Here is a 543-nt window from a genome sequence, read left to right as displayed (position 1 = left end):
GTTCAGGTAGAGGTCGACCGCTTGTCGGCGGAAGTCCTCGGAGTAGTTCATACGGGCCATACCTAGATTCTCGCTTCCTCCCGACTCGTGTCAGGTTCAGCGTGTCCAGAATCCGGGGTCAAGCCCCCTGCTCAGTCGCCCTGATTACCGCCGTGGTCCTGATCAAGCCCGCGCGATCCGCGACCGCGTGACCTGGGAAGAGCATGTCTGGGAGGAAGAAGGCGCCTTCGGGGCCCAAACGCCGCGGGGGATATCGGGGTCGCATGGAGGATGCGGCTCACACGCACCGCGGTGGTCAGCGGGAGGGCGAAGGGGCCGGACTGACACGGACGCGCGGTGTCCGAATCTGCTCCGGCCCCTGCCAGGGGGCGGCGGGTCAGGCGTAGGAGTGCAGACCGCTGAACATGTAGTTCACCGCGAAGAAGTTGAACATGACGGTGAGGAAGCCGATCACGTTGATCCAGGTCGCCTTCGGACCGCGCCAGCCCCCGGTGGCACGGGCATGGAGGTAGGCCGCGTAGATCACCCACGTGATGAAGGACC

General features: G+C 65.0%; 1 protein-coding gene. It reads right to left on the bottom strand.

The window, feature by feature from the left end:
* Positions 1–376: 376 nt before the first annotated feature.
* The coding region (ccsA, locus tag ACYVDG_RS32745) for a cytochrome c biogenesis protein CcsA (RefSeq protein WP_460758052.1) at positions 377–543 on the bottom strand (167 nt) is incomplete at its 5' end.

The sequence above is a fragment of the Nocardiopsis oceani genome, assembly GCF_054777395.1.
This window is presented reverse-complemented; position numbering and strand designations above follow the sequence as displayed.